Origin of the sequence: Vibrio sp. B4-6 (genome assembly GCF_963888245.1) — a bacterium.
GTDB classification, from domain to species: Bacteria; Pseudomonadota; Gammaproteobacteria; order Enterobacterales; family Vibrionaceae; genus Vibrio; species Vibrio anguillarum.
On record NZ_CAWPIM010000003.1, the window covers coordinates 34,139 to 59,829 of the forward strand.

Annotated in this window: 23 protein-coding genes; 10 read left to right on the plus strand and 13 right to left on the minus strand. The window is 43.1% G+C overall.

The window, feature by feature from the left end:
- Nucleotides 1-109 precede the first annotated feature (109 nt).
- Both AACV20_RS00970 and AACV20_RS00975 read left to right on the plus strand, forming a co-directional pair.
- A complete protein-coding gene (locus AACV20_RS00970; RefSeq protein ID WP_170907801.1) occupies nt 110-2,461 on the plus strand; it encodes a fatty acid cis/trans isomerase in 2,352 nt (783 codons plus the stop codon).
- 35 nt (nt 2,462-2,496) lie between these two features.
- Nucleotides 2,497-2,685: a hypothetical protein gene (locus AACV20_RS00975; protein ID WP_013867807.1), complete on the plus strand. Its 189-nt coding sequence runs from the start codon at nt 2,497-2,499 to the stop codon at nt 2,683-2,685.
- A 59-nt stretch (nt 2,686-2,744) separates the two neighbouring features.
- Here the strand turns inward: AACV20_RS00975 and AACV20_RS00980 are convergent, their stop codons facing one another.
- The gene (locus AACV20_RS00980) at nt 2,745-3,194 is read right to left on the minus strand and encodes an RNA-binding S4 domain-containing protein (protein WP_212752638.1); all 450 of its coding nucleotides are present in this window, start codon (nt 3,192-3,194) and stop codon (nt 2,745-2,747) included.
- 122 nt (nt 3,195-3,316) lie between these two features.
- Nucleotides 3,317-3,985, minus strand: coding sequence for a glutathione S-transferase family protein (locus tag AACV20_RS00985; protein WP_013867809.1), 669 nt, complete (start codon nt 3,983-3,985; stop codon nt 3,317-3,319).
- 165 nt (nt 3,986-4,150) lie between these two features.
- On the opposite strand from AACV20_RS00985, the gene AACV20_RS00990 reads away from it, so the two are divergent.
- Complete coding sequence (locus tag AACV20_RS00990) at nt 4,151-4,546, plus strand: PPC domain-containing DNA-binding protein (RefSeq protein WP_017042825.1); 396 nt, start codon at nt 4,151-4,153, stop codon at nt 4,544-4,546.
- Between the two features lie 267 nt (nt 4,547-4,813).
- Nucleotides 4,814-6,418 carry an ABC-F family ATPase gene (locus tag AACV20_RS00995; RefSeq protein WP_013867813.1) on the plus strand — a complete coding sequence of 535 codons (1,605 nt, stop codon included), beginning with the start codon at nt 4,814-4,816 and terminating at the stop codon, nt 6,416-6,418.
- A 154-nt stretch (nt 6,419-6,572) separates the two neighbouring features.
- Here the strand turns inward: AACV20_RS00995 and AACV20_RS01000 are convergent, their stop codons facing one another.
- The 4 genes from AACV20_RS01000 to AACV20_RS01015 all read right to left on the minus strand — a co-directional run bounded on the left by AACV20_RS01000 (nt 6,573) and on the right by AACV20_RS01015 (nt 10,383).
- Entirely contained in the window at nt 6,573-8,261 is a 1,689-nt protein-coding gene (locus AACV20_RS01000; RefSeq protein WP_017046920.1) for an SgrR family transcriptional regulator, read from the minus strand.
- Between the two features lie 79 nt (nt 8,262-8,340).
- Nucleotides 8,341-8,574, minus strand: a complete 234-nt coding sequence (locus AACV20_RS01005; protein WP_010320752.1) for a DUF3389 domain-containing protein — start codon at nt 8,572-8,574, stop codon at nt 8,341-8,343.
- A gap of 1 nt (nt 8,575) precedes the next feature.
- Nucleotides 8,576-9,028, minus strand: coding sequence for a hotdog fold thioesterase (locus AACV20_RS01010; protein WP_170907803.1), 453 nt, complete (start codon nt 9,026-9,028; stop codon nt 8,576-8,578).
- Between the two features lie 272 nt (nt 9,029-9,300).
- Nucleotides 9,301-10,383 carry a site-2 protease family protein gene (locus tag AACV20_RS01015; RefSeq protein WP_170907804.1) on the minus strand — a complete coding sequence of 361 codons (1,083 nt, stop codon included), beginning with the start codon at nt 10,381-10,383 and terminating at the stop codon, nt 9,301-9,303.
- Nucleotides 10,384-10,586: 203 nt separating this feature from the next.
- Here AACV20_RS01015 and AACV20_RS01020 point away from each other — a divergent pair, with 203 nt between their 5' ends.
- Entirely contained in the window at nt 10,587-11,153 is a 567-nt protein-coding gene (locus AACV20_RS01020; protein ID WP_026027787.1) for a PhnA domain-containing protein, read from the plus strand.
- A gap of 150 nt (nt 11,154-11,303) precedes the next feature.
- Here the strand turns inward: AACV20_RS01020 and AACV20_RS01025 are convergent, their stop codons facing one another.
- From AACV20_RS01025 to AACV20_RS01035, 3 genes are all read right to left on the minus strand, one after another.
- Entirely contained in the window at nt 11,304-11,495 is a 192-nt protein-coding gene (locus AACV20_RS01025) for a hypothetical protein (RefSeq protein ID WP_170907805.1), read from the minus strand.
- Between the two features lie 323 nt (nt 11,496-11,818).
- Nucleotides 11,819-12,769 (minus strand): TerC/Alx family metal homeostasis membrane protein, encoded by a 951-nt coding sequence (locus AACV20_RS01030; protein WP_170907806.1) that lies wholly within the window; start codon nt 12,767-12,769, stop codon nt 11,819-11,821.
- Nucleotides 12,770-13,267: 498 nt separating this feature from the next.
- Entirely contained in the window at nt 13,268-15,007 is a 1,740-nt protein-coding gene (locus AACV20_RS01035; RefSeq protein WP_170907807.1) for a bifunctional metallophosphatase/5'-nucleotidase, read from the minus strand.
- A 259-nt stretch (nt 15,008-15,266) separates the two neighbouring features.
- Between AACV20_RS01035 and AACV20_RS01040 the strand changes: the two genes are divergently transcribed.
- Nucleotides 15,267-16,898, plus strand: coding sequence for an ATP-dependent endonuclease (locus AACV20_RS01040; protein ID WP_170907808.1), 1,632 nt, complete (start codon nt 15,267-15,269; stop codon nt 16,896-16,898).
- 162 nt (nt 16,899-17,060) lie between these two features.
- Here AACV20_RS01040 and AACV20_RS01045 read toward each other — a convergent pair whose 3' ends face one another.
- A complete protein-coding gene (locus tag AACV20_RS01045; protein ID WP_170907809.1) occupies nt 17,061-17,567 on the minus strand; it encodes a DUF1097 domain-containing protein in 507 nt (168 codons plus the stop codon).
- A 329-nt stretch (nt 17,568-17,896) separates the two neighbouring features.
- Nucleotides 17,897-18,802: a LysR substrate-binding domain-containing protein gene (locus AACV20_RS01050; RefSeq protein WP_013867825.1), complete on the minus strand. Its 906-nt coding sequence runs from the start codon at nt 18,800-18,802 to the stop codon at nt 17,897-17,899.
- Between the two features lie 239 nt (nt 18,803-19,041).
- On the opposite strand from AACV20_RS01050, the gene focA reads away from it, so the two are divergent.
- Entirely contained in the window at nt 19,042-20,493 is a 1,452-nt protein-coding gene (gene focA, locus AACV20_RS01055; RefSeq protein ID WP_026027789.1) for a formate transporter FocA, read from the plus strand.
- A gap of 107 nt (nt 20,494-20,600) precedes the next feature.
- On the opposite strand, the gene AACV20_RS01060 is transcribed toward focA, so the two are convergent.
- A complete protein-coding gene (locus AACV20_RS01060) occupies nt 20,601-21,473 on the minus strand; it encodes a YdcF family protein (RefSeq protein ID WP_170907810.1) in 873 nt (290 codons plus the stop codon).
- A gap of 305 nt (nt 21,474-21,778) precedes the next feature.
- On the opposite strand from AACV20_RS01060, the gene AACV20_RS01065 reads away from it, so the two are divergent.
- Nucleotides 21,779-23,263, plus strand: a complete 1,485-nt coding sequence (locus tag AACV20_RS01065) for a peptide MFS transporter (RefSeq protein WP_170907811.1) — start codon at nt 21,779-21,781, stop codon at nt 23,261-23,263.
- 187 nt (nt 23,264-23,450) lie between these two features.
- The gene (locus AACV20_RS01070) at nt 23,451-24,242 is read left to right on the plus strand and encodes a siderophore-interacting protein (RefSeq protein ID WP_094164972.1); all 792 of its coding nucleotides are present in this window, start codon (nt 23,451-23,453) and stop codon (nt 24,240-24,242) included.
- Between the two features lie 126 nt (nt 24,243-24,368).
- Here the strand turns inward: AACV20_RS01070 and phnR are convergent, their stop codons facing one another.
- Nucleotides 24,369-25,079, minus strand: coding sequence for a phosphonate utilization transcriptional regulator PhnR (gene phnR / locus AACV20_RS01075; protein WP_170907812.1), 711 nt, complete (start codon nt 25,077-25,079; stop codon nt 24,369-24,371).
- 173 nt (nt 25,080-25,252) lie between these two features.
- On the opposite strand from phnR, the gene rnk reads away from it, so the two are divergent.
- Complete coding sequence (gene rnk, locus AACV20_RS01080; RefSeq protein ID WP_026027712.1) at nt 25,253-25,660, plus strand: nucleoside diphosphate kinase regulator; 408 nt, start codon at nt 25,253-25,255, stop codon at nt 25,658-25,660.
- Nucleotides 25,661-25,691: the final 31 nt, after the last annotated feature.

Sequence of the window (25,691 nt, forward strand, 5' to 3'; positions counted from 1 at the left end):
ATTCCACTCGGGCGATTTATCATCCCTAATATGCTATTTTCATCGTTTTGTGGTGCATTTTGTTAATCTTTGCTTTAATTGGGACAAATATTCCTAAATTTCTCATGTTATGTCTTTTCATCGACTTATTATTCTTAGCATCGTGTTTTTTTCAGGATGTGCAATGTATGCGGGCTTGAACTATGACCAACTGTTTGGTGAAGCAAGCGTTCAATCAAGACAATCGCCAGTAGATTCAAAAGAAGCCTCTTTCTTTTTAAATGATGTTAAACCCATCATCGATCAGCGCTGCGTGGTCTGTCACGCCTGTTATGATGCGCCCTGCCAGCTAAAAATGTCTTCAGTTGAAGGGATTGATCGTGGAGCCAGTAAAGCGTTGGTTTATCATGGTACGCGTCTGACGGCGTCGGCTCCTACCCGTTTGTTTGAAGATGCACAATACACAGAGCAGTGGCGAGATTTTGGTTTTCATCCTGTGCTGAACGAGAGATCTCAAACGCCTACCGCGAATCTAGAAGCAGGATTAGTCGCGAAATTATTAATGCAAAAAGAGGAACATCCGTTACCAGAACAAGATCAGCTAAAAGGTTTTGATTTTTCGATAGATCGCGAACAAGTTTGTCCAACAATTGAAGAGTACGGACAGTACAAACAAGATCACCCAACGTGGGGAATGCCTTATGGCATGCCAAATCTTAGCCCTCTTGAATACAATACGCTACTCACGTGGCTCAGAGATGGCGCAATCATGAATGGCCATATTCCGCTCACTTCTGATCAGGAGAAATCGGTTGCGCAATACGAAAACTTTTTAAATAAAGGTACAGCAAAGAATCAGTTAATGGCTCGTTATATCTACGAGCATCTTTTTCTTTCTCACCTTTATTTTTCTGAACTTGCTGGTCAGCCTAGATTTTTCACTTTGATACGTTCGACAACGCCCCCGGGCGAGCCTGTTAACCGAATTGCGACAAGGCGTCCTTACGATAATCCTGGTGTAGAACGCGTCTACTACCGTTTGATCCCTGAGCAAGGCAGTATCGTAGATAAAACTCATTTACCCTATGCGTTGAATAAAAAACGTCTAGATGATTGGCAGGCATGGTTCATTCGGCCTAATTATCAAGTCTCGGTTTTGCCTAGCTATGATATTGAAGTTGCCGCCAATCCGATGACGGCATTTGATGCCCTTCCGGTTAAAGCACGCTTTCGATTTATGTTAGACAATGCTCAAAACACCATAATGGCTTTCATCAAAGGGCCAGTGTGTCGTGGCCAGCTAGCCCTGAATGTTATTAACGACCATTTTTGGGTGTTCTTTCTAGACCCAGAGAAAGCTGATTTACCCGAAGTGAATCAATTTTATCGCTCGCAAGCCGCGAATCTAAAACTGCCAAGCGAGTTGGAAAGTAACACGTTGCCTATTACTCATTGGGTCCGTTATGCGCATCAACAAGCACGTTATTTGAAAGCAAAGTCTGAATTTACTAATCAGTGGTTCAAAAATGGCGAGAACTTAACCACGGATGTACTGTGGATGGGTGATGGCTATAACCCGAATGCGGCACTGACTATTTTTAGGCATTTCGATAGTGCATCGGTAGTGCAAGGTTTGGTGGGAGAAAAACCCAAAACAGCATGGGTTTTAGACTATGCCCTACTAGAAAGAATCCATTATTTACTGGTGGCGGGTTTTGATGTTTACGGCAATTTCGGCCACCAGCTCATTACTCGCATGTTTATGGATTTTCTACGTCTTGAAGGTGAAAGTAATTTTGTCTCTCTGCTGCCTAGAGAGATAAGGCACCAAGAGCAGTCAAGTTGGTATCAAAATCAAAGCACTCAACTCAGTGACTTTTTGCAACGTAACGTTGCCCCTTTTGATCAACCGACCAGTATTGTTTACCACACGCAAGATCCAAAATCTGAGTTGTTTGATCTTTTGAAGTCTGAGCTTCAACCTGTGTTATCAAATCGTTATTCGATAATTGACACTGGTTTTTCAAAGCGCAGTGAACAGATGTTAAATAGCATTAATAAGATCAAAGGCGAAGGGTTGCTGGCTGTGCCACAAATTATGATGTTGATGATCACGGCTGAAAACGGAGAGGATCAACTGTTTACTTTGTTACACAATAACGCCCATCTCAATATTTCAAGTCTATTTGATGAACAAAGCAACCGTGACCCAGCGAATGATGATTTGACTCTAGTGAGAGGTGTCATTGGCAGTTACCCTTCTGCTTACTTGTCACTGCATGAACACGAGATCGCAGAATTGGTGATGCTATTGAGTAAAATGCAAAATGAGCAGGACTACGTTAAGTTGCTCGATAGGTTCGCCATTCGCCGCAGTTCTTCGAAGTTTTGGCCGTTCAGCGATAAAGTTCATGCATGGTATCGAAAAAATCAACCTGTCGAATCTGGTTTACTTGACTACAATAGATTTGAAAACAGATAAAAGTCACCTTTAATGGGTGAGATGAGAGGTGCCAAATGACCATACGCGACAGCATTGAAGCACTAGAACAACAAATTTATGTAGCCTGTTCTGAAGGTGACTATGAGACAGTCAATCAGTTAGAACATCAGTTGGAAGTGTTACTGTATAAGGCACAACACCCTTTTGATGATGATCCTAATGGGTTAAATAGCGGTTCGACAACAAATGACGAATGGCGCTGAGTAAAAGACGGGAGCCATATCGCTCCCGTCTATTTATCAGATCATTAAAAAACAGAAAATTAGAAAAAGTCTATTGAGTTACGGCCACTTTCAGCATCTTTGCTGTTAGGTGCATCGGACTTCTCTTTCTTTGTGGTCGTCGGCTTATTTCTAGCCGGTTTGGTTTTTGACGCCTTTTGCTTCGGCTTAGGCACATTTGTTGCTGCCACTACCGACGTCACATCAGTTTCAGGTACTTCAGTCACGGGTTGATCACACAATACAACGTAGTACTCCTGGTTAAATTCAAGAAAATCCCCATTGTACATTTTACGTCGTTTTCGAGTTTCAAGTTCTCCATTGACTGCCACGTAACCATCGCTAATCAGGAATTTTGCTTGCCCGCCACCATCCACTAGGTTAGCAATCTTTAACACCTTATAAAGCTCAATAGGTTGCGACGAAACTTCAATACCAATCGCCTCTATTTCAATTTCTTCGTTTTCTAATGTGTCTTTATCGTTAATCATTACGCTTTTCTTATCACGAATTTGCACGCAGTGTAATGCTAAATGCACAAATTAGGAACCACTGTTAAATACTTCAACTGAACTTATAAGCCCACCGTTTTGTCATACACACATCACTCAGGTTACCTTGTCACCATTTTCTGAATGCGTTCCGCTCGCTGTTCATCGCTTTCTTGACTTGGTGGTGGCACGGTAAGCCCCTTAATCACTGCAGGGCGTTGCGCGATTTCCGCCAACCAACGTTGTAGGTGCTCAAGCCCGTCAATATTAATGCCACTCCATTCGTAAATTCTCACCCATGGCCATGTTGCGATATCGGCGATGGTGTATTCATCACCCGCAAGATAACGGTGATGCTCTAATTGGCTATCCATGACTTCAAATAGACGTCGCCCTTCTTTTTGGTAACGATCAATGGCAGGTTGTATTTTTTCTGGAAAGTAACGAAAGAAGACATTAGCTTGCCCCATCATCGGCCCTACGCCTCCCATTTGAAACATTAACCATTGGATCACTTGAGAGCGGGCTTTCGGATCTACGGGCAAAAATTTTCCCGTTTTTTCTGCTAAGTAAAGCAAAATTGCCCCAGATTCAAATACTGGAAAATCATCGTTATCTTTATCTACAATTGCGGGAATACGTCCATTCGGATTGATGGCCGTAAACTCAGGCTCTTTTTGCTGATTGGTTGAAAGATCAAAAGCGTTGACCTTGTATGGCAGCCCCATTTCTTCTAATGCAATGGAGATTTTCTGACCATTCGGCGTTGCGGCGGTGTACAGTTCAATCATTCTTAGGCTCCTCGGTGAAATGATGGACGTTGCTCAACGGATTTAAGCAAATAGCAAAATTGCCACTTTGTGCATCAACAAGGGTATATAAGCAGTAATCTCTTTAGACGTAAACTCTCATGTACGATAAACTAAACATAACCATAATTTTATAACAAATTCTCTATGATAAAAGTGACAGTGTCTCGCTTAATAAAAGGCCACGATTTAAAGCAATCCATTGCCGCGTTGATAAAGCAAGAGAATATACAAGCGGGTAACATCGCTTCTTGTGTCGGGTGCCTATCTGAAGTGCGCATCCGCCTCGCTGATGGCTCTTCAGAGCTACACCTTGTTGATGCATTTGAAATTGTCTCTTTGATAGGCACGCTAACCGCATCTCATCAACACTTGCACATTGCGGTTGCAGATAAAACAGGCAAAGTGATCGGTGGTCATCTTTTAGATGGTTGTCTTGTCAATACTACCGCAGAGCTGATTTTACATTCCTACCCTGACTTAGTGTTTGAGCGAGAATTTGATAATCAAACGGGCTACAGTGAGCTGGTGGCACCTTGTTAAAATCCCTTTAATGATAAAAGTGAATGCACATATACTAGTCTGCATTCTGTAAAATGTGGTGAAGCGTGTTTTTTATTCACCCATTTCTCCCCAATAACGATAGGCAATTCGACGTTGAGCAATTTCCGTCTGTGAGCTATCTCTCACATCTGTTCTTTTTGTAATAACTCTGTATAATTCGCCGCCTATTTAACCATTGTTTATGTTCTGCTGATTTGGCGTCTGCACATCACTGATTCGCTAAACTGAATACCTAGGAAAACTCTCTTGATCTCTACCGCAAATATCACCATGCAATTTGGCGCTGAGCCTTTATTTGAAAACATTTCTGCAAAATTCGGTAACGGCAATCGCTACGGTTTGATTGGCGCTAACGGCTGTGGTAAATCGACGTTCATGAAGATCTTGAGTGGCGCGTTAACTCCCAGCTCAGGCAACGTCTCCATTACACCAGGGCTAAAATTGGGTGTGCTGAGCCAAGATCAGTTTGCTTTCGAACAATACACGGTAATTGATGCCGTGATTATGGGTGACCGTAAACTATGGGAGATCAAGCAAGAGCGTGACCGCATTTATTCATTAGCCGAGATGAGCGAAGCCGACGGCATGAAAGTCGCCGAGCTTGAGAGCGAATACGCTGAAATGGATGGTTACACCGCCGAAAGTCGCGCGGGTGATATTTTGTTAAAAGCGGGAATTGAGGAATCGTTTCATTTTGGCTTGATGCAACAAGTGGCTCCTGGTTGGAAACTGCGCGTTTTGTTGGCGCAAGCCTTGTTTGCCAACCCAGATATTTTGCTGCTCGATGAGCCAACCAACAACTTAGACATCCACACTATTGGTTGGTTGGCTGAAGAACTTAATCAGCGTAAATGCACCATGATTATTATTTCCCATGACCGTCACTTTTTGAACTCAGTGTGTACCCATATGGCTGATATTGATTACGGTGAACTGCGTATTTATCCGGGTAATTATGAGTATTTTCTTGAAGCGTCAAGCTTGATTCGAGAGCAGTTACTCTCTGGCAACGCGAAAAAAGCGGCTGAGATCAACGAACTGCAAGACTTCGTTAACCGCTTTGGTGCCAATGCTTCAAAAGCAAAACAGGCTAGCTCACGCGCAAAAAAAATGGACAAGATCAAGCTTGATGAAGTGAAATCCTCAAGCCGCATCAGTCCTTCGATTGATTTTGGTGAAGGTAAGAAACTGCATCGCCTTGCACTTGAACTACAAAATCTCGGCCACGCTTTTGACGATGAACAGCTCTTCAACGGTGGTAATCTGCTGCTTGAGGCGGGCTCGCGTTTGGCGGTAATTGGTGAAAACGGCGTCGGTAAAACGACCTTTCTACGCTGCTTAGTCAAAGAGCTTCAGGCCAACCAAGGTGTGGTGAAATGGTCTGAGAATGCCTCAATTGGCTATTGCCCTCAAGACAGTACTGTCGATTTTGATAACGATCTGACTATCTTTGATTGGATCTCGCAGTGGCGCACCGTAAAACATGATGATTTGATGGTGCGTGCCATTCTTGGCCGACTACTCTTTACAGCTGATGATGTGAATAAGAAAGCAAGAAACTGCTCGGGTGGTGAGAAGAACCGTCTGCTATTTGGCAAACTAATGATGCAAGATATCAACGTGCTGATCATGGACGAGCCAACCAACCACATGGATATGGAAGCGATTGAGGCGCTCAATAACGCGCTAAAGTCCTACACGGGGACACTGATTTTTGTTAGCCACGATCGCGAGTTTGTCTCTTCGCTGGCCACTTCGATCATTGATGTGAAAAACAAACAGTTGGTCTACTTCCAAGGAACGTACGATGAATACTTGGCTCATCAGCAAAAATTGTTAGCTGCGGCGTAATCAAACCAACGTCATAGCTCCTGATACTTGTTGCCGCCAGAAATGACGGCAACAACGGATAATTTAGATTCTACTGTTTAGTCTTAGCTTATTTTATCGGCCAGTGACAAGCCGCCGACTTAACTTCAAGTCGTTTGGGTATCACTGTAATTTGTTATAACTCTGGTTTAACCCAAACATTGCTAAAATCAAACCAGCCTAACGCGTTGCATTTCGCGTTTTGTAATGCACCACATTGATCTTTGCTTATCCCTAACCAACAGTGGAACATCGGGATAACTTGCTGTTTTTCTATCAAAGACTTGCCAATCTCTTTGGCCGGAAATATGGCATTTGGATCAGCGCGCCATTCATCCACTAACTGGCACCAATACGAAAAATCTTCAGCGCGGCTTAAATGCTCGATATCACTGTAATCAAGTAACCATCCTGCTAACGCATCTTCTCTATGGTTGGCAATTCCCATCGGTTTGACCCAAACATCGACAGCATCGGTGTCTTCAACCGTCAAATCATATTTAACAAGCTCCACCGAAATCCCATCTTCTTTTAACAGCTGTTGTATTGTTTTCACTAAGCTTGGAAACATAGGATGTTGAGCATGATATGCAATGGTGATCGAACGCTCGCCCGGCGGTGTAGCGGCAACATCTCCCGATGACTGATGATACCAGCCCGGTTTCAGGCCATAAGCAGGTAACACCCCCAACTCGACCACTTTGTCTTCTGGTAATTGACGAAATAGGTTGAGAGTACTGAGCTTATTGGTAAGGTAGCGAGCCCAATTTACATCCGCGGCGACGCCATTTTTTCGATTGAGTAACAAGTAAGTACAGCCGGGATCAAGATCCACGTCTTCTGTAAATGAACCTCGCTTTGTTTTTATCGGATGCGATAAGCTAGGAAAAACCATCGAAGAATGTACTTCGTCAATCACCCACACTTCGACCCGGTCTAACAAAGGCCTAAATCCAAAATATCCATCAAACGCTTGCAAAACTAAGCGTTTTTCATCATTTAAAATGACTTTGTAAGGGCCAGTACCAATCGGCATTAAATCAAAATTATCACTACGATTGGACTCTGGTAGTAAAATCTTGGCACATGACTCAGATAAAAGAAGCGGTAAGCGACTATCCGCTTTTTGTAAAAAGATATCGATAACCCAGTTGGAGGGCGAGCTGATCCTATCAAGATGGGAGAATAAGTTCAGAAATCGCAATTCCCACAAACTTTGGATAACACCGTCGGTGGTAAGCAAATCACCATTGTGGAAACGAACCCCTGGGCGAAGATAAAAACGCCAATGTGTTGCTGTCACCGATTCCCATGTATGAGCGAGATCTGGCTGCAGCTGTTCATATTCATCTAGCCGCGTTAGCCCACTAAAAATTTGCATTACGATATGTTGCTCAGATCGACGCATGGATTTTAGCGGGTTTAGCATTGAAAGCGGGCGATAATAAGGCAACCGTATGACTTGCAGACCTTCTTGATGCTGAACACCAAGATAGCTTTGGATCACTTGCGTCAGTTTCGCAGCATCTTGATCCAGTACTGAAAATGCATGGCCAATTTTACCTTCATCCAAGTATCGACGCGCAAGGTTTTCACTGACATCACTGCGACTACGTTTAAAAATGAGATCGGATAATTTTCCACGCCCCGCCGCAGGACGCCATTCTATCCAGCCTTCATCCTCCATTTTATTTAGAACAATACGCGCATTACGGCGTGTGCAGAAAAGGATCTCGGTGATCTCTTCTAGCTGGACACCAACATCTTGGCCGTTAAAGTGCTCAAATAAGGATTCAAATTGAACGCGAAGTCGTGGGCTACTCATAAAGAGGAAATCTCAGTTTATAAAAAACAGAGATAGTTTCCTCATTTTATATTGGTTATGCAATAGTCTTAATCACTGTTTAAAGAATATTACAGCCGAGTTGTTGAGAAAGTTGCTGAATTTGCTCTTCGTTGTCCAACTTAATCGACCATTTACTTTCTGAGCAATTTACAGAGATGACATTCGCCCCTCTCCCAATGAGCTGAACAGCATCGGCTTGGGCTTGTAGCGTGATGGCGAGATCACCCAATACTCGTACCACTAATTCATGGGGTGTTACGATGATTTTTCCACCTGAAAATTCAATCACCATTTTATAAATTAACCTTGATAGCTTGAGAACGGTTACGAATTTTTTGTACTGCGACCGTCAAACGGCTGGTGCACACCAAACGTTCGCGCTCATCAGTGATATTGATTTGCCATACTTGCGTTGAAATACCAAGATGGATAGGTGTCGCTGTTCCTATAACCATCCCCTCTCGCATGGCGCGAACATGATTAGCATTAATGTCTAACCCTACACAATAGTGTTCTTGATCCACACTGAAATTCGCGGCAACTGAACCTAGGGTTTCCGCAAGTACCACCGAGGCGCCACCATGCAGCATACCAAGCGGCTGATGGGTAAAGTGACAAACAGGCATGGTCGCAGACAAAGAGTGATTAGTATAATCGGTATAAATAATATTGAGATGCTCTATCAAGGTGTTTTTGGAGGTGGCGTTTAACGTTATTAAATCGATAGGCTTCTTCCAAATATCCATGCTTTTTTGTCTCATTCATCGTAAAAGATGATTCATTCTATACTTAAACAGGAACAACTTGCAGCGAGTAATCAGTCAGTTCCAGCGATTGAGATCCTGCCAACTACACATTTTCGAGACAGATCCGATCGCTCATAAATATTAACTGCAGTGTTGTCATTAGCAGTTTATCGGTACTAAAAAGCCTCTTAATACAAAGATGTCATCTTTGCACTTAAAGATGAGCACAAAAAGTGCTCTGATACATGGCTTACAAGTGTCAACGTACCGACTCAAGTACCTAAAATGCGTAATGGCAGTTGTAGCAGCTCATCCCCTGTCGTTGCAAAACCCCAAATAATAGCGATAAGCGCAGCCACTAAACTGACATACCAAAGTGAAGCTACAATTTGTCCATATCGATTCAGAGGTAGCAAATGACTTTGATGACGCTGCTTCCATTCCATCACAATTTCAATACTGCCCATAATTAATAAAAAGCCGAACAAGGTTAATCCAAGCCAATAGCTCAAAATGACACCAGCGATCGCCGCAAGGGCACACAACGCAATCCCCAAAGTGCTGTTCATAGAAAAGCTGATGCTTTTTAACACGTGACCACCATCAAGCGGCAATATAGGCAATAGATTGAAGAGATTGAGAAAGGCATTAAAAACAGCAAGGCCGGCAAAAAATATCTCTCCCGTTATCCAATAAACGACAACCAGCACAACCGAGAGAAGCAAACCAAAAAATGGCCCCATAATTGAGATCACTACATCTTGCCAACGTGTATTGATTTTTTCATCACTTAATGCCAAACCACCAAGAAATGGAATGAGATAAATGCCTTTAGTCTTCATACCAAAATACTTCATCGCTTTGATATGGCCAAATTCATGGAACACCAAACAGGCAATAAGCGCCATAGCAAACTGGAAGGAAAATAACCACGAATAGGCTGCGATACTTGCTGACGCCAGAACAACTTTAATCAGCTTGGCACTTTTCAGTGCTTTCATACCAAGTGAGACTAGACCAATAAGGCTAAAACGTCGCTCCGGCTTTGGCGGGCTATATGGTGTTTGTTTTTCAATGTCTTTTTCTGAACGCTCGCCCTGCGTGACAATGTCACCATTCACCAATGCCTGATAACTCAGTTTAAAAGGTTGCCAACTCAGCTCGACATTTAGTTCACATTGGATCGGCGTTTCACCACTTAACAACTGAAATCTATGGGTCGTTGTCGCCTCGATATTCCCTGTCGCATCGCATTGCGCGACCACTTGATTATCCCAATAGAGTTGCTGCCAGCCTGACATTGAACCTTCGAGACGAAGTGATTTTCCTAAAAATGGAGCGGAAAGGAGTTCCACAGTGATACCTACATACAAACATAAAAACGGCGTTCATTATGCCTTTGGGCAATAACAGCGTAAAGCACGATGCCCATTTTCTTACTATTGAAGATGACTTAGTTCAATTCCCTCACGAATACCAAGCTTTTTGCCATCTCCCCTTTTAATTCCAGTCGTAACGTGGATAATACGCGCTTACATATTTTTACAAGGTGGGTACTATGTCTACTGAAGCAACTTTACTTGAACGCAGCCAATCAAAATGTGAGCTTTGTTCATCAGAATCTCCATTAGCTCCATTTGTGGTAGCGCCACACACTATGGTTACTGTTGACCATGCCGTTATGTTGTGTGATGTCTGCAAAGGCCAAATTGAGAACCCAGAAACAGTAGATGTGAACCATTGGCGTTGTTTGAACGACAGCATGTGGAGCCAAGAGCAACCCGTTCAAGTACTGGCGTGGCGTCAACTTAAGCGCCTTGCGGCCACTGAAGGTTGGGCTCAAGACCTACTTGATATGATGTATCTTGAAGAAGAAGCTGCAAAATGGGCTGAAATTGGTATGGATGATGATGCAGAAAAGCCTCGTGATGTGAATGGCGTAGAACTGAAAAAAGGCGACGACGTAACCATCATTAAAGATCTCCCTATCAAAGGCTCAAGCCAAGTCATTAAACAGGGTACTGTGGTTCGCGGTATCAGTTTAAGCGACGATCCTAAGTTGATCTCTGGTAAAGCTAATGGCCAATCGATGTATATCATTGCTGAATACTGTCGCAAAAAATAATAGCCATTGACGAATAAAATAAAGGCGCAACTTAGTTTGCGCCTTTGTTTTTCGGAAACCGTTGTTTTCATGAGCAGTGAAACTAGTAAATTTTAAATACAAAAAAGCCGACTATTTAATCCGTCGGCTTTTACATCTCTACACATTGAATTAACGGTATAAACCGATATCTTTCTGCATGTGACCAGACAAATTATTCGCGTAGTAGCTGCGAGGTTCGTTGTGGTCGACAAACAGAATATCAACTAAATGTGCAATCAATCCTTTGAAGTTAACCGCGTAGGTTTTTTTATCCATAGAGGTAGGTGCTGTAATCGTACCCATATTCATTGCTTGTGCCATGATAGCCTCTCTGTTAATTCGGTAACTTACTTTGTTGAAATGAATTCTAGGTGATATTTTTTTGGTTAAAAAATGACAAATTTTCCACATTCAAATTAGTTATTCTAATGAAACAACCTCATAACAATGCATACTTTTATTATCCACGATAATCGACTACTTATTCACATTAAGTTTGATTTGGTGAATTTAAATCGCAATGAAAAACAAAAACACCGGTTATTTACAAAATTTTCACATTAATGTTTTTATCGTCGGCTAGATAAAGGATAAATAAAAGAGAGAGGTAAGTATTGTCAAACACTTACCTCCGTTTACTTATATTATGACTTATGAGTAGCAGGTAATGGACTTCTCTGCTTATAGACAGAAGCCAACACCGCAATAATCATAGTGACTAACAGTACACCCAGTGAGACTGGTGTCGGAATTTCCCACGCAGAACCGACTAGCATCATCTTAATACCAATGAAGATCATGATGAAGGAAAGCGCTGGTTTTAGGTAAATAAACTTATCCATCATCCCTTGCAACACAAAGTACAAAGATCGCAAACCAAGTAACGCAAACACGTTCGCTGCTAACACTAAAAAGGGTTCGCGGGTCACGGCAAAAATAGCCGGTATTGAATCTAATGCGAACATGACATCCATAAAAGCAATCACGCCAATCACAATCATCATTGGAGTCACAAACCATTGCTTATTGCGGCTCACAACCAAAGCATTCCCTTCGTAATGATCCGTCACATTGAACCAGCGTCGAATCAGTTTCTCCGGCATTGGGTTTAGCTGTTCATCGCCTTTCTCGCGTGCAAGTTGAATACCAGTCCACATAAGAAATAGCGCAAACACATAAAGTAACCAATGATATTGCTCGAGCAGCTGTGCGCCAACCACAATCATTACCGCTCGTAAACACAAAGCGCCGATCACTCCCCACAATAGAGCCCGCGGGCGTAAATGCTCTGGGACTGCGTATTGATGAAAAATAATCGCAAAGACGAATAAGTTATCAACACTTAACGATTTTTCTAGCAAGTAACCAGTAATAAATGAGATCGTCGCCTTTTCGGCACTGTATGAACTGGCTGGTGCGTAACTCTCCCAAAAGAAATAGATACTCGCGGCGAATGCAAACGCCAGCATAAACCAAATCACGCTCCAAACGGCAGCTTTAGTGATAGTGACTTTACCGCCACGGGTTTGCCAAATATCGATAACAACAAGAAATAGAGTCAGAATTGCAAAGCTGAGATAGGTTGTTGGGGTCATATATCCTCCAAAGGCGGAAGGATAAGATGGGATTAACCGATCGAAACCTTCCGCAAACAAAAACCGCTGTTCATAATGAACAGAGCTGAATGCGTTGGTCTCGTCGAAATAAACATTCCGTTTTTAACGGAAGGCTATTTATACTTACCGGATAAGCATGCGCTTAACGAGCTGACGATAAGTAAACAAAGGCGACTACTCCCCAATCAGCGCGGATTCTATGCCTATTGGTTGCAAAGGTCCATAGCCATGATCAAAAAAAGGAGCCATTCATGCTCCTTTTTAGCTTAGATTTTTATACGCCTGCCAGTGGTAATAAATACACCAATACAGTCCATGCACTGACCCAAGCAACGACGACAGCAGCATCTAACCAATCTCTAATCCACATTATACTTTCCCCTTTCACATCTTCATGCACCTTCATCGGGTTGAAGATGCGTTAAGACTGAAAGTTAAAAAGCAAAGTCTATGCCAGTAAATTTATGTCAAACCGAGTTACTGATAATGATGTTGGGGTTGAGTTCCTGTGTGGTTAAGTATTTCAGGTTTTTCCGTCAGCAGTTCAATAAACGCATCGGCCATTGACACATTCGAAACAAAACCTTCTCCCTGCATTTTCAGTATCGCATCATATCCCTCTTTGCCTTTCATGGTATAGGCCGAAGAGGTTCCACAATAATAACTATTAAGATCAATTGGTTGCCAACCTTTTTGCTCATCAAATAACAACACATTTGTGATGCGTTGTCCTACTGGCCGATCGGCGGCATAAGTAAAAGAGAGATTGTGGGTGTAAGGATAACTGCCAGAACCTGTGCCGTCGACCCCATTGCCCAGCGCATTATTAATCGCCCCTTCAAGCATCTCAATTAAGGTTTCTCCCTGCACTCGGTAGACACCGATAGGAACGGCAAAAGGCAATAAATTTCCGGCAATGTCTGCCACCGAAACTTGTCCGGCGTTGAGCGAGTTTCTGACTCCACCAGCGTTATGTATTGCAAACTGCACGGGGTGCCCTCTTTGCCGCATGGCATAGACGAATGATTGAGCCACCAAAGGAGCCAACTCACTCGGCCCAGTTTCATCAGGAATTCTGACGTGTCTTAAGAAACGATCAGCATGTGCGATAATATTTTGTTGCAGCTGACGTACTCGCGGCATGTATTTATCGATCAATATTCCTTGGACCTGCGGATCTTTCTTACACACCACCACATTAGGGTGTTGGCTTAAAAATTCGCACGCCGCTAAATGGGTGTTATCGGTGCCCGCTTTGCTCATGCTGGCATCAAGAAACAGTCGACGGCCCAGTAACAGTTCATTACGACCTTGAAATTTGTCCACTTTGCCATCGGCTGAAAAGTCGATATAACAATGACCTAAGCTCAAAGAATGATAACCGGATTGGACGACATAAGTGTCATTAATTCTTAAACCATACTCGTCATCTTTTATCAGCCCTAGTGCACTAAAATCGCCTTGTAATCGGTGACTATGCCCGCCGACGACAACACTAATACCTTCCACTTGCTGTGCGAGCTCAATGTCCGCTTCATAACCTAAATGGCTAAGTAGAATAATTTTGTTGATCCCTTTAGCGCGTATTTCAGCAACCGTATTTTTCGCCGTTTGGATAGCGTTAATAAATGGAGTATCGAGATCTGGGTTGGCAATATCAGCCATTTTATCGAGTGACAAGCCGAAAATTGCAACCGTTTCATCACCAGCCTGTTTTTCTATCCAGCGAGCGTATTTACCTTGAGGTTGATAACTTATCACTTGCGGGCTACCGGCTATTGGAAAAGGCTTATTCGATCTTTCATTGGAGAGATCCCAATTGCCAGCTAGCAATGGGAATTGAATACGTTTAACAAAATGGGCAACGGGTTCATTACCCATATCCAGTTCGTGATTGCCTAATGCCATCGCATCAAGATTCAATGCGTTGAGCATGTCCGCATTGGCTTTACCTTTAAATAGCGAGAAATAGAGCGTGCCTTGGAAACAGTCCCCAGCGTGTAAAAATACAAAGGCTCGCTTCATACGCGCCGCATCTTCTTTCAATTGCTGAACTCGGGTTGCAATTCGTGCAAAGCCGCCAGCGCTTACATACGGTGTTAAAGTCTGCTGTTGGATGTGGAGAGTCAATTGCAGCGATGTCGGTTCAAAATATGAGTGAGTGTCATTAATGTGTGCCAGCATAATTGATGCTGGTCTATTCTTTTTATGCATCATTTATCTTTCTCTTCTTTTTCCACTCTATCCTAGCTGAAGAATCATGACAGAATCGTGACTTTTATGAAACGAGTTTGAAAATATAATTACGCTAAGTCAACCTCATCACGCTTTGTAGCCTTTGTCTCATTCGGCTGACCCTACATAAACACTTGATATGTGAGCCAGCAGCCTACTTATCTGCATAATTTCCATTATGCTTAAAGAAAAACAGACTCAGCGAGAAGCTAACTTGTTGAGTTATAAAAGGAGTCTGCCTATGCATCTAGAGCGAATTGAAATTTCCGGATTCAGAGGAATCAAACGTTTATCGCTCGCTTTTGATGAACTCACCACATTGATCGGTGAAAATACTTGGGGTAAGTCCTCATTGTTGGACGCCTTATCAGTAGTGCTACCAGCCAACGGTGTACCTTATCAATTTGAAATGCAAGATTTCCACGTCGATTACTCTATCGCTCATCCTCAAACTCAGCATTTACAAATTGTCTTAAGCTTTGTTTCTACAGACAAAAATGAATCTCGATCCGGCCGTTATCGTAAGCTGAGGCCGATTTGGGTTGAAGATGAAACGGGTACGAAACGGATATTCTATCGCATCAGTGCCACTCGTGAGCGATATGATATTACCACTCGCTACCTGTTTTTAGACCTCGAAGGCAATCCACTACCGCTGCATCATTCCGAAAAATTAGCACAAGAGCTGATGAGCTTACACCCAGTGATCCGTTTGAAAGATTCACGACGTTTCGAGCGACCTTTCGTTAATGGTAACGGTAAAAATTCTCGCGCCGAAAAACGCATTGATAATACCTGTCGTCGTTTACTGGCCATCCCTGGGCATGTCAACAAAGGCGAAATGAGAAGTAGCCTTAACTCAATGAATGTATTAGTTGATCACTATTTTTCATTCAAAAGTCAGACACGTAAAAACCCAAGACAGCAACGTGACAGTTTAGTCTATTCCAGCCCAACCGCCGATAAAAACATAAGCCAATTTGTTGAAGAGACTAAAAATAAGCAAACTCGTTTGCTGTTGATGGGCTTACTCAATGCTTATCTGCAAGCCAAAGGCCCAACTGACCTACGACGTTGCGCTAGGCCGCTGCTGATTATCGAAGATCCCGAAGGTCGATTGCACCCTACTCATCTGGCACGCGCTTGGAGTTTACTTCAACTATTACCCATGCAAAAAATTCTCACAACGAACAGTGGTGATCTGCTTGGCTCTGTTCCCCTTCATTCGATTCGGCGTTTGGTGCGTACTTCTGACCGTACCATTGCAAATTCGATGGTCTCCCGTGGATTGAGTAAGGACGAACTACGACGTATCGGTTTTCATATCCGTTTTCATCGCTCAGGGGTGCTTTTTGCTCGCTGCTGGTTGTTGGTTGAAGGAGAAACTGAGGTGTGGCTGTTTAGTGAGCTGGCTCGCCAGTGTGGCTATAACCTAGCCGCCGAAGGAGTACAAATTGTCGAATTTGCTCAGTCTGGGCTGAAGTCCTTAATTAAAGTGGCGAAAGCATTTGGCATTGACTGGCATGTCGTGACTGATGGCGATCCCGCAGGCAAAAAATATTCGTCAACGGTACGCAGTATGCTAACAGGTGATCAAGAACGGCATCGCCTGACCGAACTTCCCGATCGAGATATCGAACATTTTCTGTACTCTCATGGCTTTGAACACTTCTTCAAAGATTTGATTAAAATACCTTACGATCATCCAATCCCTGCGAAAAAAGTGGTCACACGTGTGCTGAAAAAACACGCGAAACCTGATTTGGCGCTTGCCATCGTTTCCCATTGTGAACAACAAGGTGTGGACTTTATTCCTGTACTGCTGCGCTGGACACTAAAACGCGTGATTACGATGGCCAATGGCCACACATAAAAAAAGCACACATAACGGTGTGCCTCGTATCATTTCCATTTCGCTATATGTGACTAATCTTATATTGAATGGGTATATCAACAATTTTGATGAATCGATACGGATCAATTGGGGGTAACCTTTACCAATGCGGATTTCACCAGCATTAGTCTTAAACACAAATTAACAAGTTGAGGATTTAGAACGCGTTTCAACAGTTGCGCTATCGCTCAACGTTGGCTGGTTAGATCGTTGATGCAACCACATACCACTTGTTTTCATCGCAAAGCCAAAAATGCCACCTAATAGAAGTGATGGAACAACCAGTTGCCAATCACCACCAGCAGCAAAAGTGGCACAAGCGCCAATAAAGGTTCCAGGGATATAACCAAGCCACGCTTTCGACGCTTGAATGCACATTAAAAATGCCACCACCGAAGTGACAGCGTAACCCAAAATATCCAAGCTCACCAAACTGGATGAATGAATAATGACCATTGCCCAAAAAACGCCACTGATATTAGTTATCAAACTTTCTGCAAGACCTTTAATACCCTCGGTTGGAGAGGCAAAATAACTCGTACATCCTAAAAAGCCAGCCCATGATAGTAAGCCTAACGAAACGGCTATCCAGCCCCAAACACCAGAAAGAATGCCTGTCGTTAGTGAAATTGCAAATAGTGTGCTCATAGCGCCCTCATTTAGCCGCTATCTGCCTGTCATTTAACAAGCCGTTGCTATAGCGACATCAATAAATCAAGTGCCGATATTAAAAGCTTCAACCACAGATGCCTAGTGACCTAAGTCATGAAATAAATGCAATAACTGCACTTATTTCATTAAAATGTTGACGCAAACGATAAATCAACACATTTGAAGTGCTTTTTAATCGAGCATGAGCGTTAGATTAGGTGATGAGGGTGTGTGACATGATGCTAAATGCGAACACTCAACAGCTTCACTTATCACACTCCCATATTGAGAAGTAACAAAGTAAATCATAACCAAGATTAACAAGCTTAAAGTACGCTTGGTCGTCCTTTCATCATGCGCAGTCCTTCACGCTTAATGCACTCAACCAACGGGTTTTCAGCCATATCTGCTCGCCAAATAAACGACAACGTTCTTTCCATATTCAGATCAGGCACATTGAGCGCTACAAGTTGGCCATTCTCAATAAAGCGTTCTACATCGAGGTAAGGTAAACAAGTTAAGTAAGGACCATTCGCAACCATACTGCGTAGCACAGGAACATGTTCGTACTCTCGCCACACATCTAAATCGGAAATAAGATGGTGAATCGAGCTATCAAAAATATTGCGAGTGCCAGAACCGTGTTCTCTTAACACCCATTTGGCTTGTTCAAGCTGTGCAAGACTCACCGTTTTACATTTGGCAAAAGGATGATGAGCCGAAGCTATCACTGTTAGGTGATCTCGACACCACACTTCTTGGGAAATACGGTTATCATCGCATCGACCTTCAATGATACCAAGATCATATTTGTAGTCGAGGATGCCATCGATCACCCCTTTGGTGCTTTTCACACCAAGCTCAATACGCATCTCTGGGAAATCGTTATCAAGAATGCTGATAAGGTCTGGAACGAGGTGCTCGGCAGGGGTCTGGCTGGCCCCCATACTGATTTCACCGCTAAGCAAGTGCTGATCATAAAAGCCCATTTCGATCTGCTGAGCATCTTGCAATAAACGCTTCGCTTTCGGCCTAAGCCACATTCCCCAATGAGTCAATGCCATCTGCTTTCCTTGTCTTTCAAACAAAGGGCGACCTAACATTTTTTCCAATTGTGCTAGCGACATACTGGTCGCGGATTGAGTTAACGCTAATTTATCCGCAGCTTGACTGACGCTGCCACTATCGGCAACAGCATCGAAAACTGCTAATTGTTTGAGTGAATACCGCACTGCTTTTCCTATTTAGCTTTCATCTACTGCGCGCCACACCTTTAATTTCAAGGGAGTTAATATGCGCAAACGGTTTCATTCTACTCTTTCATTTATTCATATCAATTCATTTGATGAGTAATCTAAAAATTATCAATTTTACTACTTCATGACTCGTTCGTTAGTCTGTATGGGAAGCAAGGCATGACGCTTTGTTTGAACTTGGGAGGTAATTATGAAATTGAGCTTTGGGAGCGTGTATGTCTGCAGCCTACTCTGAAAATAAACAGCTGTTCTCACCGATTGAGATGATGGCAGAAGCTGAGAAATTTGCATTAAGCAAAGCCAAGAAAAGTAGCGGTATGACACTGAGCCTTGCCATTATGGCTGGTGCTTTTATCGGCTTAGCATTTTTGTTCTACATCACTGTCACCACAGGCAGTGCTAACGCAGGTTGGGGGCTCAGTCGGTTAGCGGGTGGTTTAGCCTTTAGCATGGGGCTGATTTTAATCGTGATTTGTGGCGGTGAACTGTTTACCAGTTCCGTATTGTCGAGCATTTCTTGGGCCAATAAACAAATCAGCTTTAGCAAAATGTTATCCATTTGGGGCAAGGTTTATATCGGTAACTTCATTGGTGCCATGTTCTTACTGCTTTTAGTTACTGGGGCTGGTCTCTATCAGTTGGATGATGGTCAATGGGGGTTGAATGCGCTGAACATCGCGCAGCACAAACTGCACCATACACCTGTTCAAGCATTTTCTCTTGGGGTGCTATGTAACTTACTGGTTTGTCTTGCTATTTGGTTAACGTTTAGCTCTGCCAATGCAATGACCAAAGCCGCAATGACAATTTTGCCTGTGGCGATGTTCGTCTCTAGCGGTTTCGAGCACTGCGTAGCCAACATGTTTATGGTCCCTTTAGGCATTGTGATTCAAAACTTTGCACCAGAGAGCTTCTGGCAGCAGATCGGTATCAGTGCCACTCATTACGCAGATTTGAATATTCATCAGTTTGTGGTGGCAAACCTTATCCCAGTGACTTTGGGCAATATTGTCGGCGGTGCTGTGTTGGTTGGTCTCGCCAACTGGTCTATTTTCCGCCGTCCACAACTTAAAGCCGCAGACATTAGCACTATTACGGAAACAGCAACAATTACGTCAGTGAAGGAAACGAAAATGAATAAAACAATTACAGTTAAAGACATTATGAACACCCAACCTGTAACTCTAGGCGTGGAAATGCCAACCGCAGTAGCGATTGATATGTTGCTGGATAACCAGCTCGATAGTGCTCCTGTGGTTGATGTGGCTGGTCGTTTGGTCGGGTTTTTCTCAGCTCACGATGTCATGGTGGATTTATGGTGCCAAGACTACCTCCCTACCGAAGGGCAAAAAGTGGTGGATCTTATGAGCCGCGATGTTATCGCCATCGATGCATCTGACCGTCTGATTGATATCGCCGAATTTTTATGTATCGATAAAGAACAGTTATACCCTACTACTAGCATGGGTATTGCTACTCGTTTTAGCTCACTCTCTTTAGAAGAACGCGCAAAAAGCATGAAAGTGAACAAACCACAAAATCTCCCCGTCCTTGAAGATGGCAAGTTTGTCGGTATGCTAACTCGTAACCATGTACTGGCAGCACTACGTCCAATTTATGGCGAGCGTCTAAGCGTGGTCAAAGAGCGTACGTTAGAAACGGCTTAACACGTTGTTTTGTTCAAAACGGTTTTTGGTCAGGAAATAAGTCGCTTGACTAAAAAGCAAAGACCCCGCATTGCGGGGTCTCTTTGATTCATCTATTTCGCTTGTTACTATCCCTGACGCCACCAGCGTCCGACGCACGGGTTTTCAGGATCAAGATATCGATTCAATAACGTTAAGTTGCTGTCGAACAAAATGAGATAAGGTTGAATCTCACTGACACTTAACGCCCCCTTTGTGGCATTGATACACTGCATCAATAAATCCGTAAGACAGCGAACAAAAACCCACTTTGGGTTGCCTGCGATTTTATGGTTGATCGCTAAAATAGCCTCACATGCTATTTGGTAAGGAATGGCTCTCACTTGCGTGAGATCGCGCAAAAATGAGCCCGCCACAACACCTTCAAGGTAGACGCGGTAAGTCGTTAATTGATCGGCCAATAGAAACAGCTCCGCGGCTAAATGCGTATAAGGGTATTTCACCGCTAGGTGATCGTGCAGATCCGGTGAAATAGCCAGCGTGAGCCCCATCATTTCACAGCGTTGTTTTAGCACTCGCAGTAACCCTTGTTCATCCATTAGTTGCTGAATTTCAAAAATACGCTGCAAGTGATAGTCGTTAGAAATGAAAGTGACAGGTAGTATTTTTTGTGTGTCAATGTCACCGTTTTTTTGCAGCTCTAACGCGACGTTCTCGATATTTTCCACTGTGCTGGTCGAGTGTTCTTCCAGCAAAATGCGGTTATTCGAAAGTGACACATTGAGCCGAGTAAGCTCCGATTGAAGGTAATGATACATAGCCTTCGCTTCAGAAATCTGTTGCCCTAGCGTGAGCCCACCGCATAAAGCAATGACACTATGATCGATGTCATGACGTTGTAACGCCTTAACGAGGCCATCAACACGGCTACGCCCTTCTAATGTTAATTGCTGATCAACAAGTCGTTTACCCAATACGATATAAAGATGCTCGGCTACCATCGTTATTTTTCTCTCTCCATTCCAGCCACCATAAAACTTGTGTCATAGCAATCGACACCAAGAAAGCAGCAGCATTAAAACGTATGGTTTGGTAACACGTAAATACTCCTACATGTGCATAGTGCTTGAGTCAAAAAATAAAATAAACAATCGCTTTTTAAACATTACTCAAACGATAGCCACGCATTAGAAATGCTCGTGCATAAAGTAAGGTTTCTGCGATAATTGCTTCAATTTATTTATAACTACCGATGATAAAATCCACAGGAATAAACTCTAAAAATCCACTACATGGAGAGATTAATATGTGGAATAAACTCAATAAATCAATGATGTTCTGCCAAATGATGTTTGGCTTATCATTTTACGGGGTAATGGTTATCCTAACCCGTTTTTTTCTAGAAGATTTGGATTATAACGAAGCCGATACCATGATGGTGGTAGGAGCATTTTCATCCATTGGCCCCCTTTTTGCGATCGCTGGTGGTTTTATTGCCGATAAGTTCCTTGGCGCTTATCGTTCATTAACCATTGCCTACGGCGCTTTTGCTCTTGGTTACACACTACTGGTGCTGGGTGCCTCAACAACCAACGTCGCGATGGCATTAGCAGGCATCGCTTTAGCGAGCTACGCACGCGGATTAATGTCTCCTTCTTACCCCAGTTTATATAAACGCACTTTTAGCTCCCAAGAACATTTTGAAAACTGTTACCCTGTCAATTATTCGGTAAACAATGTGGGGGCACTACTTGGTCAATATTTATTCCCGATGTTTGTTTTAGTGATCGGTTTTCACGGTAGTTTTATGCTCTCAGCCATTTTGGCAGCGTTCGCCTTTGCCACTTTAATTGTGTTTAACAAATCATTAGTGAATGCTGCAGCTGAGATTGATCAAGCTCCCGTAAGTGTGAAAAACTGGCTCGCCTTTTGTGCAGTATCATGCGCGATGGTTGGGCTAGTTTTCTTCATGTTTTCTAATATGGGCATCGGTCAAAACATCGTTTATGCCATTGGTGCGGCTGCCATTTTTTACTTCATCTTTTTGATGTTTAAAGCGAATCGATCCGATACCTTGAAAATGGGCACTATTCTTATCATGACGGTGCTCACCACCTGTTTCTTTGTCTATTACGGGCAAATGATGACCTCCATGACCATGGTAACCATTAATACGATGCGTGGTGACTTATTTGGATTAATTCCAATCGCTCCTGAAGCATCAATGGCGATGAACCCACTGTGGTGCATTGTTGCTGGGCCAGTCATTGCTATGACTTTCTCTTCACTGGAAAAGCGAGGCATTAATTTTTCAACAGCCACTAAAATTGGCTTTGCATTCATCTTTACCGCCATTGCATTTGGCATTTTAACCATGGCAGTCATGAATATTGGTGCTGATGTTGTCATCAGACCAGAAGTCTTTTTGGTGATCCACTTCTTCCAAGCTTTTGCGGAAGTCATTGTTGGTAGTTTAGTAGTGGCCTTCATTTTGTCAGTGGCTCCCAAGCACATCGAAAACTTTTCGGTTAGCCTCTTTTCAGTCGCCATCGCCTTAAGCGGCATTGTGGGTGCGGTGTTCTCAACCTCCATCGCATTAGAAAAAGGTCAAGTGATCAGTCAGCATATCGTCCAAAGCGTTTATGGCGACTACTTTAAAATGCTCACGATCTTAGCCGTAGTGATGGTAGCAGTGGCCATCGTCGCTTCATTGGTTGTTCGAAAAATGCTTGAAGCATCAAAAATGAACGAACGGGATGAACTTGCAGAAGTTGCACCTAACGAAGTTTAAACATCAGCAAAATGTGAGCATTATTAAGCCTCATACCATTATGCGTATGGGGCTTTTTATCTGCAAAGTTACATATTCCCATCTCTTCAAAGTAAAATAACGTAAATGATAGTTATTATCATTGAATCAATTGAGCACTCAGTTTAAGGTTATACCTACAAAAGACAAAACGGTAATCTAGAGAATAATGAAAAAAGAAACAGAACCTAAACGCTCTTTCTATCCACTCACGGTTGTGGGTAGTCAGCAGATTTCGCCTTCCCTGCAACGCATTACGTTACAGGGTGACTCAATTGAGCATTTTACACTTGAAAACGAAGGCGATTATATCAAGCTGTTGTTTAGTGAAGATGGTGGCACTGATTTGTCACGGTTAACCCCTGATCAGCGCCCAATAATGCGCACTTATACCATTCGAAGTTTTGATGCGACCAACAATCGCATTGAAATCGATTTTGTACGGCACGAAGCGGAAGATAAGCAGTGCGGATTTGCAGTCAGATGGGCGATGCATACGGCCATTGGTGATACAATTTCAATCGCTGGCCCAGGTAAAGCTCAAGGGTTGAATCCCAATGGGAAATGGTTTTTCTTAGCCGCTGACATGACCGCGATCCCTGCTCTTGCAGCTCAATTAAAACGTTTACCACGTGATGCAAAAGGTTATGCAGTAATTGAAATTGAGCATGTGGATGACAAACAGGCACTACAGGCTCCGGAGAACATAGAGATCTCTTGGGTAGTGAAAGACAGCAGCACCAATTTGGCGACTTCGGTTATCGAGAAAAATTGGCTGGGTGAGAATGGCTCAGTATGGTGTGCGTGTGAATTTGATACCATGCGCGCGCTAAGAGAGTATTTTCGCAATGAAAAAGAGATAGCGAAAGACTATATTTATATCAGCAGCTACTGGAAACGTGGCGTCAGTGAAGATGGGCATAAACAGCTCAAACAAACGGATGCACAAACTCAGTCATAAACAGCAATAACACAGTAAAAAGGTGATTTAATAGAAGTTGCCTTTTTCATTGAATGCGCTCAATTTTCAACGAACATAGCTTTAACAGACCTAGCTTTAACGGACCTAGTTTTAACGGACATAGCCTCAGCGGGCCACGGTTAGCTTGGCTAACGACTCAATACAAATCGCGTCATGTCGCCAGTATTCGATGCCACAATCGATCAGTTCACCCTGTTGATTATAATTAATGCGCTCAACGACCATCGCCGGAGTGCCGGATGTAGCGCGTAGCGCTTGCGCCATATGACCAAGCAAAGAGCTAGTGGTAATTCGATAACGGACTGTTTGATACTCCACGGCAAAATGGTCGCGATAAATATCCGTCAGTGATTGAGACAAATCGAAAGTCAGCAAGTTGGGAAACCATTCAGGGCGCACGTAATTCGTCACATAGACCACGGGGCGATCTTCTAAATAACGCACACGATCAATTTGGTAAACATCCGAAAATGGCTTTAATCCCAATAAGAGCGATGCTTGTTTATTGGCTAATAGCACTTTTGCCATCATCAGTTCCGTTTTTGGTACTCGGTTTTGTGCTAAAGCCATGTTGGTAAAATTCAGAGTTTGGGTTGGGTCGTAACGTATCGGCTCAGGAGAAATAAACCAACCTCGCCGATCTTCTCGGTAGATCTTGCCATCCGCTTCCAACAGAGACAAAGCCTCACGCAGGGTAACGCGTGTGGTATTAAACGACTCTGCAAGTTTTCGTTCAGAAGGTAATTTTTGACGAGGGGCAAGCATGCCAGCATCGATTTGTTCAACAATCACATCTTTAATTTTTACGTACTGCACAACATCCACTCCCAGCCTAAATACGTGCATGCCAAATTCATAACAAACTGATACCGTATTATTTGCATTCTATGTCGAACAAGATTAATGTCATAGCCTGAATCGCAATAACATTGACGTTAATTTTTATACCGCCTAGCTTTTGGGCGGTATTTCTTTTTGGAGTATTAAAAATGTCAAACTTAGCACCTGTCTTAGTTTCAAGCCTTGATATGGACAGAATATCCGCATTACTGGATGGCATGCCTAAACTAACGCCAGAGTTAGAAAAGCTCGAGGCTGAGCTGGATAGAGCCACCATTGTCGCCCCACAAGAGATGCCAAATAATGTGGTGAGCATGAATTCGACCGTACGCTTCAAGTTTATCGACAGTGATGAAGTGATCGAAAAAAATCTTGTGTATCCGCATGAAGTGAAAAGCAGTCAAGATATCTCTGTTTTTGCCCCAGTAGGCAGTGCATTGTTGGGCCTAGCTGTTGGTCAACAGCTCAGTTGGCCAATGCCAGGTGGTAGAGAAAGAGTGATTGAGATTCTTGATGTAGTTTATCAACCTGAGCGTGACGGTGAATTCAACCGCTAACGAATCGCTTTGTTGGTGTGGAGGTCGATAT

Excerpts from the sequence above, each read along its gene's own strand:
- AACV20_RS00970 (WP_170907801.1), top strand. The coding sequence starts at position 110 with ATGTCTTTTCATCGACTTATTATTCTTAGCATCGTGTTTTTTTCAGGA.
- AACV20_RS00975 (WP_013867807.1), top strand. The coding sequence starts at position 2,497 with ATGACCATACGCGACAGCATTGAAGCACTAGAACAACAAATTTATGTA.
- AACV20_RS00980 (WP_212752638.1), bottom strand. The coding sequence starts at position 3,194 with ATGATTAACGATAAAGACACATTAGAAAACGAAGAAATTGAAATAGAG.
- AACV20_RS00985 (WP_013867809.1), bottom strand. The coding sequence starts at position 3,985 with ATGATTGAACTGTACACCGCCGCAACGCCGAATGGTCAGAAAATCTCC.
- AACV20_RS00990 (WP_017042825.1), top strand. The coding sequence starts at position 4,151 with ATGATAAAAGTGACAGTGTCTCGCTTAATAAAAGGCCACGATTTAAAG.
- AACV20_RS01000 (WP_017046920.1), bottom strand. The coding sequence starts at position 8,261 with ATGAGTAGCCCACGACTTCGCGTTCAATTTGAATCCTTATTTGAGCAC.
- AACV20_RS01005 (WP_010320752.1), bottom strand. The coding sequence starts at position 8,574 with ATGGTGATTGAATTTTCAGGTGGAAAAATCATCGTAACACCCCATGAA.
- AACV20_RS01010 (WP_170907803.1), bottom strand. The coding sequence starts at position 9,028 with ATGGATATTTGGAAGAAGCCTATCGATTTAATAACGTTAAACGCCACC.
- AACV20_RS01020 (WP_026027787.1), top strand. The coding sequence starts at position 10,587 with ATGTCTACTGAAGCAACTTTACTTGAACGCAGCCAATCAAAATGTGAG.
- AACV20_RS01025 (WP_170907805.1), bottom strand. The coding sequence starts at position 11,495 with ATGGCACAAGCAATGAATATGGGTACGATTACAGCACCTACCTCTATG.
- AACV20_RS01030 (WP_170907806.1), bottom strand. The coding sequence starts at position 12,769 with ATGACCCCAACAACCTATCTCAGCTTTGCAATTCTGACTCTATTTCTT.
- AACV20_RS01035 (WP_170907807.1), bottom strand. The coding sequence starts at position 15,007 with ATGATGCATAAAAAGAATAGACCAGCATCAATTATGCTGGCACACATT.
- AACV20_RS01040 (WP_170907808.1), top strand. The coding sequence starts at position 15,267 with ATGCATCTAGAGCGAATTGAAATTTCCGGATTCAGAGGAATCAAACGT.
- AACV20_RS01045 (WP_170907809.1), bottom strand. The coding sequence starts at position 17,567 with ATGAGCACACTATTTGCAATTTCACTAACGACAGGCATTCTTTCTGGT.
- focA (WP_026027789.1), top strand. The coding sequence starts at position 19,042 with ATGTCTGCAGCCTACTCTGAAAATAAACAGCTGTTCTCACCGATTGAG.
- AACV20_RS01060 (WP_170907810.1), bottom strand. The coding sequence starts at position 21,473 with ATGGTAGCCGAGCATCTTTATATCGTATTGGGTAAACGACTTGTTGAT.
- AACV20_RS01065 (WP_170907811.1), top strand. The coding sequence starts at position 21,779 with ATGTGGAATAAACTCAATAAATCAATGATGTTCTGCCAAATGATGTTT.
- AACV20_RS01070 (WP_094164972.1), top strand. The coding sequence starts at position 23,451 with ATGAAAAAAGAAACAGAACCTAAACGCTCTTTCTATCCACTCACGGTT.
- rnk (WP_026027712.1), top strand. The coding sequence starts at position 25,253 with ATGTCAAACTTAGCACCTGTCTTAGTTTCAAGCCTTGATATGGACAGA.